Source organism: Streptomyces sp. NPDC020362, assembly GCF_040642095.1.
Taxonomy (GTDB): Bacteria; Actinomycetota; Actinomycetes; order Streptomycetales; family Streptomycetaceae; genus Streptomyces.
On the sequence record NZ_JBFAET010000324.1, the window covers coordinates 1 to 6,339 of the forward strand.

The 6,339-nt window shown below is 69.0% G+C and carries 7 protein-coding genes and 1 pseudogene; 5 read left to right on the plus strand and 3 right to left on the minus strand.

The features are described from left to right. Nucleotides 1–170: 170 nt before the first annotated feature. Nucleotides 171–615: pseudogene (locus AB0H32_RS45860) on the plus strand (IS701 family transposase); the annotation flags it as partial. Between the two features lie 1,048 nt (nt 616–1,663). Here the strand turns inward: AB0H32_RS45860 and AB0H32_RS45865 are convergent. Together AB0H32_RS45865 and AB0H32_RS45870 are read right to left on the minus strand one after the other, a co-directional pair. After that, on the minus strand, nt 1,664–1,993 hold the full coding sequence (locus AB0H32_RS45865; RefSeq protein WP_361134908.1) for a putative quinol monooxygenase: 330 nt from the start codon (nt 1,991–1,993) through the stop codon (nt 1,664–1,666). Nucleotides 1,994–2,041: 48 nt separating this feature from the next. After that, nucleotides 2,042–2,773 carry an IclR family transcriptional regulator C-terminal domain-containing protein gene (locus AB0H32_RS45870; RefSeq protein WP_361134912.1) on the minus strand — a complete coding sequence of 244 codons (732 nt, stop codon included), beginning with the start codon at nt 2,771–2,773 and terminating at the stop codon, nt 2,042–2,044. Nucleotides 2,774–3,089: 316 nt separating this feature from the next. Between AB0H32_RS45870 and merB the strand changes: the two genes are divergently transcribed. From merB to AB0H32_RS45890, 4 genes are all read left to right on the plus strand, one after another. After that, nucleotides 3,090–3,797: an organomercurial lyase gene (gene merB / locus AB0H32_RS45875; protein ID WP_361134915.1), complete on the plus strand. Its 708-nt coding sequence runs from the start codon at nt 3,090–3,092 to the stop codon at nt 3,795–3,797. Nucleotides 3,798–4,203: 406 nt separating this feature from the next. Continuing rightward, complete coding sequence (locus AB0H32_RS45880; protein ID WP_361134918.1) at nt 4,204–4,884, plus strand: helix-turn-helix domain-containing protein; 681 nt, start codon at nt 4,204–4,206, stop codon at nt 4,882–4,884. A gap of 32 nt (nt 4,885–4,916) precedes the next feature. Next, a complete protein-coding gene (locus tag AB0H32_RS45885; protein ID WP_361134920.1) occupies nt 4,917–5,471 on the plus strand; it encodes a DUF3291 domain-containing protein in 555 nt (184 codons plus the stop codon). 405 nt (nt 5,472–5,876) lie between these two features. Beyond that, nucleotides 5,877–6,086, plus strand: coding sequence for a hypothetical protein (locus AB0H32_RS45890; RefSeq protein ID WP_361134923.1), 210 nt, complete (start codon nt 5,877–5,879; stop codon nt 6,084–6,086). 41 nt (nt 6,087–6,127) lie between these two features. On the opposite strand, the gene AB0H32_RS45895 is transcribed toward AB0H32_RS45890, so the two are convergent. Continuing rightward, a partial coding sequence (locus tag AB0H32_RS45895; RefSeq protein WP_361134926.1) for a hypothetical protein occupies nt 6,128–6,339 on the minus strand: 212 nt, incomplete at its 5' end.

Here is a 6,339-nt window from a genome sequence, read left to right on the forward strand (position 1 = left end):
CATCGTCGGTACCGCGATGATCGCGGCCCAGGCGGTGATCTTCCGCATGTCCTCGCGCCCGGTCACGGCTGAGCCTCATCAGCCCGACTACGGCGGGCTGGGACCGCCCACGCTGCCTCGCTATCGTGAGGCGGCCCTGCCGCTGACCGGCCTCGTCGAGGCCGACACCTTTCCAGGAGGTCACCTGGCAGCAGGGCAGCAGAGGCACGGTGACCTCGCACTTCGCCGTGCTCGAGGTGCGACCGTCGGGCAAGGATGCCACCCGCACCGCCCAGGAACACGCCGGCGGCCGCAGCCTGTGGAACGGGGTTCTGCCGTTGCGGACCCTGCTCATCGAACAGTCCGAAGAAGCCTCCGAGCCGACCGGCTACTGGATGAGCAACCTTCCTGTCACCACCCCGAAAGCCGATCTGCTGCTATGCGAAAATGCGCCGGCGGATCGAGCACGACTACCGCGAGCTCAAACACGGCCTGAGCCTGGACCACTTCGAGGGCCGCACCTGGCGCGGCTGACACCACCACGTCACCCTCGTCACCGCCGCCCAGGCCTTCCTCACCCTCAGGCGGCTCGACCCAAAAGCCCACATGCCGGCCCGACCCTCCACCAGGTACTGACTGTCCTTCAGCACCTGGTGAGGTGCTGGACCGGCACCTGCACCACCCGCGGCCGAACCCTCCCGACACGCAGAACCAGAGCCAGAACCTAACGAAGCACTACTAGGCAGTTTCGTTTGGATCAGTGGAAACCCCTCGCTCGAACTGGCTACTTCGCGCACAGAGCCGTGCCGAACACCTTCAACGCGGCGTCATTGGCCTTCTCCGGCATGGTGAGGCTGGTGTTGACGGCAAGGATGATCTGCCGCCGACCGTCGGCCGAGGGGAAGCTGAACGTGCTGTAGCCGGGGACGCTGCCGATATGGCCCCATACGGGCTTCTCCCCCGGGCAGTAGGCGGCCCTGCTCTCCAGGCCCAGCCCGTCTCCTGCCCATCATGCTCAGCGCGTCCCTTGAAGTCCCGCCGAACAAACCGACGTTGGCCGAGGGGAGCCAAGCGTGATGGACAGTAGCAGGTCAAGCAACCGCTCTACCGACCATCCACAACCCTCCGTTGTCAACTTGGGTGGGTCGGCCTGGCGTACCTCGACCGCCCCCTGGAAGAAATCTGCGACGGCATGGAGCACCTGTTGCTACCGGACGGTCCGCGCTACGACGTCGCCTTCCGCGTCGTACGTCCACGCTCCCTCAGGGAAAGTAACGTCGCGGCCTGGCCACTGTCCCGCGAACCCACCGCTGTGGGCGAAGCACGGTCCCTCACCACCCGGCAACTCGCTGCCAGGGACCTGGAAGAGCCCGCTTTCACGCCGAACTGATCGTCAGCGAGCTGGTGACCAACGCCATCCGCCAGGCTTCCGGCCCGGTCAGCCTCGCCTAATCCGGGACATCAACCTGATCTTCGAAGTCTCCGACGGCAGCCACACCTCGCCCCACCTGCGCCGCGCCCGCACCAACGACGAAGGCGGACGAGGGCCCTTCGCGGTAGCCCGGTTCGCCCAACACTGGGAAACCCGCTACACCACGGCCGGCAGGACAATCTGGACCGAACAACCACCGATGTCACGTTCGTCCGCTTCGGCTGCCGCGCACCACCGTGGAAAGGAGCCGGACTACGCCTGAGGGGCAAGCTCGGCCATGGGACCCCACCCGTGCTGGTCGGGAATGGTCACATTGATGATCTCGGGCGTCTCGGCGATGGCGGCTGCCATCGTGGCCAGCCCCGCTGTGAAGTGGTCGGACTGTACGTGGGCCGCTCCGGCGGCGTCATCTGCGAATGCCTCAAGCAGCGTGTACTTGTTCGGGTCGTCGACACTGCGAGACCAGTCGAAGAAGAGGTTGCCCTGTTCGGCACGGGTCGCCTCGGTGAAGGGACGCACGAGAGACAGCCACTCCTCGGAGTGTTCCGGACGGACGGTAAAACGTACGGCGATGAAAATCATGGCTCCACGATGCGGCGGGCGACGGTCCGCCGCCAGCCGCGGGCGGGCTCATTCCGACGCTGTCGGAAACGCAGCCGCGGCCAGTGTGAGGAGGGAACTGATCTCACCCCGGCGGCGCCGGAAGTCCGCGAGAGGAAGGGAGACGGACAGGGCGTGGTCCGGACGCGAGGGCAGCGGCACGGCGAGACAGGTGTAGTCCGGGTCCGCCTCGCCGACGGAGACCGCGATACCTCGATCCCGGACGCCCGCGAGCTCTGCTTCGAAGCGTTCCTCGTCGGTGATCGTCCGCTCGGTGAGGCGCGCCATTCCATGGTCGGCGAGGTAGCGCCGACGTGCGGCCCGGGAAAGCGAGGCGAGCAGGGCCTTGCCATGAGCAGTGGCGTGCGCCCGCGTCTCGAGGCCGGGCGCGAAAGGATGCTGGGCTTCGGTGAGGGGTGCGGTGGTGTCGATGACGGTGATGCGGCCGCCGCGGAGTGCGGTGAAGTACAACTCTGCACCGCTGATCCGCCGCACGTGCGGCAGCAGCTCGGCAACTGCGGTCCCGGCGCCCAGGTGCCGCTGGAAGGACCTGTGCAGGGAGGGAACACGCGGACCGGGAGCGTACCCTTCCGGCATCCGGAGCAGATACCCGCGCGCCGTCAGCGGTCCCAGCAGGTGGTAGACGGTCGACAGCGAACACCCCACACGCCGCGCGAGCGCTTTCGCGCTCAGCGGCCCCGGCGCATCAGCCACCGCGTCCAGCAGGGCCAGCGCGCGGTCTACGGACTGGGGCCCGGACATGGGGTTGATCCTTTCGGGTGGGCATCGGAATCACGAGGGTACCGCCGCCGCGTCGGCGCCCGCGGCCCCCGCTGGTTCACGATCACACCGGACGGCCGCAAGGGCCATGTCACGAACAAGGCGGACCCGTTCGTCTCCGTACTCGACCTTCGCCGGGGTGCCCTCGTCAAGCGCGTCCTCACGCCTTACGGGACGGGGGAAGTTGCGGTCTCTCCCGACGAGCGGCCAGTCATTGTGCCGCACGAGCGTTCAAGCCCCTGGCTTCGTTGAGGCGCACCCTGGACCCATGGCCGCAACCAGCGAAGGAACCACAAGAATGACCGGGAACGTCTCAGCAGCACCGACGAGCCTTCCTGCGACGGAGAGGGTCCGCCTGGCTGTCTACAACGGGTTCGCCCGCACCGGCCGCGCTCCGACCGTGCCCGAACTCGCCGCACGCACCGGACTCGCCCCCGACCAGGTGCGTCAGGAACTGCGCACCCTTCACGCAAGTCACGATGTGGTCCTGGACTCGCAGGACGACGACCACGTCGTGATGGCCCACCCCTTCGCGTCCGCGCCGCTCGGCTTCTCCGTCATGGGGGCGCACACACTGTGGTGGGGCGGCTGCGCCTGGGACTCGTTCGCCGTGCCCCACCTGCTCCGGGACGAACGCGACGTCCTGGTCGCCACCCGCTGTCCGGCCTGCGACACCCCGCACGCCTGGGTGGTCGGCCGAACCGCGCCCCCACAGGGTGACCAGGTGGCCCATTTCCTCATCCCGATGCGCCGGGCCTGGGACGATGTCGTGCGCACCTGCGGCAACCAGCGCCTGTTCTGTTCCACCGACTGTGTCGACACCTGGCTGCGGCGGACGGGCCAGGAGCGCGGCTACGTCATGGATCTGGGCACCCTGTGGCGCTTCGCCGGCGACTGGTACACCGGACGCCTGGAACCGGGCTACACCCGCCGTGACCCCGCCTCCGCCACCGCCTACTTCGCCAAGATCGGCCTGCACGGATCCTTCTGGGGGCTGCCCGACTGAGATCTCCACCGGCCGCCCCTTGAGAGGAGGGCGAGTAGCGGCTGGGCAGGCCGCTCGCAGCCAGGGAAGCGTGCGGGGTCTACAGGACACCGGCGAGGTTCGAAGCTGGTGTCAACCAGACCGAAAAGGCCGACAAAGGTGTCAACAAAGAATGACCTTCCGGTGTCAAGTAGGCCGATCCGACCCCCAGAGCCGACCTGGTCAGCCAGCCGCTCTGGTGTCACCTGCCTCGAAACGTCGCAGGCGTAGTGTGCCCCACTCCAGCACGCACTGGCTCGGGCAGAACAAGAGGTGCCCTTCCACCAACAGGTGAGGCCACTGCTCGACGCCTGCGCCACCCGACTCATCCGTCCGGGGCGGGTCCCGCCGTTCTACCTCCGACCTGCGTCGTTCCTACAATGGCCGGGTGGAGGACATCGACGCGATCGCGGTGTTGCAGGATCCGGTGCGGCGCCGCCTGTACGAGTACGTGGCGGCGCAGGGTCGGGAGGTCGGCCGCAACGAGGCTGCCGAGGCGGCCGGGGTGGCGCGCACGCTCGCTGCCCATCATCTGGACAAGCTGGCCGAGGCCGGGCTGCTGGAGAGCGGTAGTCGCCGCCTGACGGGCCGCTCGGGGCCGGGGGCCGGCCGTCCCGCCAAGGTGTACACGCGGGCACGGGCCGAGCGGGCGGTGTCGCTGCCCGCCCGCGACTACCGCACCGCCGCCGAGCTGCTCGCCGAAGCCGCCGAGCAGGCCGGCCTTGACGCCGGTCTGTGCGCGGCCGCGCGCCGCCGGGGTGAGGCACTGCGCGGCTCGGCGGCGCCCTGCGACGACCTCGAAGAGGCCATGGAGATGCTGGCCGCCCGCGGCTACGAACCGTACCTGGAAGGCGCCGAGGGGGCGACCGGGGCAGCCGCGCGCGTCGTCCGTATGCGCAACTGCCCCTTCCACGCCGTCGCCGAACGCTTCCCGCCGCTCGTCTGCGGCATGAATCTCGCGCTGCTGGAGGGGCTGTTCGGCGCGGACGGTCCCGTTCGCGCGCGCATGGACGCCCGGCCGGAGGGGTGCTGTGTGGTGGTCGAGACTTCTAAAAACAATGCCGATTGACATAGAAAAGCGGGCCGTGCTGGGATGAGGCCATGACCGCATCCGCGCATGGCGCCCACCTTGCCGAGCTCAACGTCGTCACGCTCCGCCACCCCTTCGACGACCCGCGCATGGCGCCGTTCGTCGACATGCTCGACCCGGTCAACGCCGCAGCTGACGGTACGCCCGGCTTCGTGTGGCGGCTCGTGGAGGAGGGGGCGGCCGACGCCACCGGCCTGCGCCCGGCGGGCGAGGACGTCATCGTCAACCTGTCGGTGTGGGAGACCCAGGAGGCTCTGTGGGACTTCACCTACCGCAGCGGGCATTTGGAGGTGATGCGGCGGCGCCGCGAATGGTTCGACCGGCACGTCGAGGCGCACATGGTGCTCTGGTGGGTCCCTGCCGGTCACCTCCCGACCATCGGCGAGGCCCTGGAACGGCTGGCGGACCTGCGGGCGCACGGGCCGTCCCCGCGCGCGTTCACCTTCGCCTCCTCCTACACCGCAGCCGAGGCCGCCCAGCACCTTCAGACCGTGCCGCCGACGCAGCCTGAGCAGACCGCCCGGAGCCCGCGGCCGGCGCCTGCCGGGGACACGGCGGCGGTGTAGGGGCGACGCCCAGCCCAGCAGGGACATCTGGTCTCCCTGATCGCCATGATCAACGCGGCCGACCGACTCGGTGTCATCTCCACAACCAGTGCGGCACTACGCACCCGGAAACCTCGCCACCTTCGCGAGCTGCATGGCGTGACATTCAGGTACCCGGCGGGCAGCGCGGGTTGTGCTGAGCCGCCGCCGAGCGCCCGAATCGGGCTGTTGTTGACGAAGTGAGTGAATCTCCTGGTGGTGCTACGGCACGATCACGAGCCCGCCGACGATCAGGACGACACCACCCATGTGCCGTCATACCCCATTACTTCAACGTTCTGCGTGTTTAGTCTGTGTTGATCTGGAAGTGGCAGTATGCCCGGACCGCCGAACGCCGGCGGGCACCTGACAGATAGGCACACTTCGATGTTCCAGCAGTACCGCAGCAGCACCCGCATCGCAGCCCGGCTCGCCTGGGTGGCGGCGGCCGTCGGGTTGATCGTCCTGCCGCAGGGAGGCGCCGCGGCGCCGACGGCACAATGGCTCGGCGTCGGTGCCTTAGCACCGGGCGGCGGCGTCGACGGGCCCAAGGAGTGGAACGGCACCGGCGCCTCGTGCGATGCCTGTGCCGGTTAGCAGATGATTTGAGTGGCGGTCAGACCTGATCTGCGTGGCGGTCAGCCCACAGCTTGCGGCGCCACGAGCTCGCCGAGCAGAGTGGCGACGTCCGCCACGTCCGGCAGACCGAGCCGCTCGAAGATCGTGTGCGCCTCGTGCAGCCGCTCCTGCGACGGTGTGAGGTGCCCCAGCTCGGCGAGTGCCCGGCCGAGGGCGGGCCCGGGGGGGGCCAGGGGGGGGGGGGGGCCCGGGGACCCACGGGAGACCCACC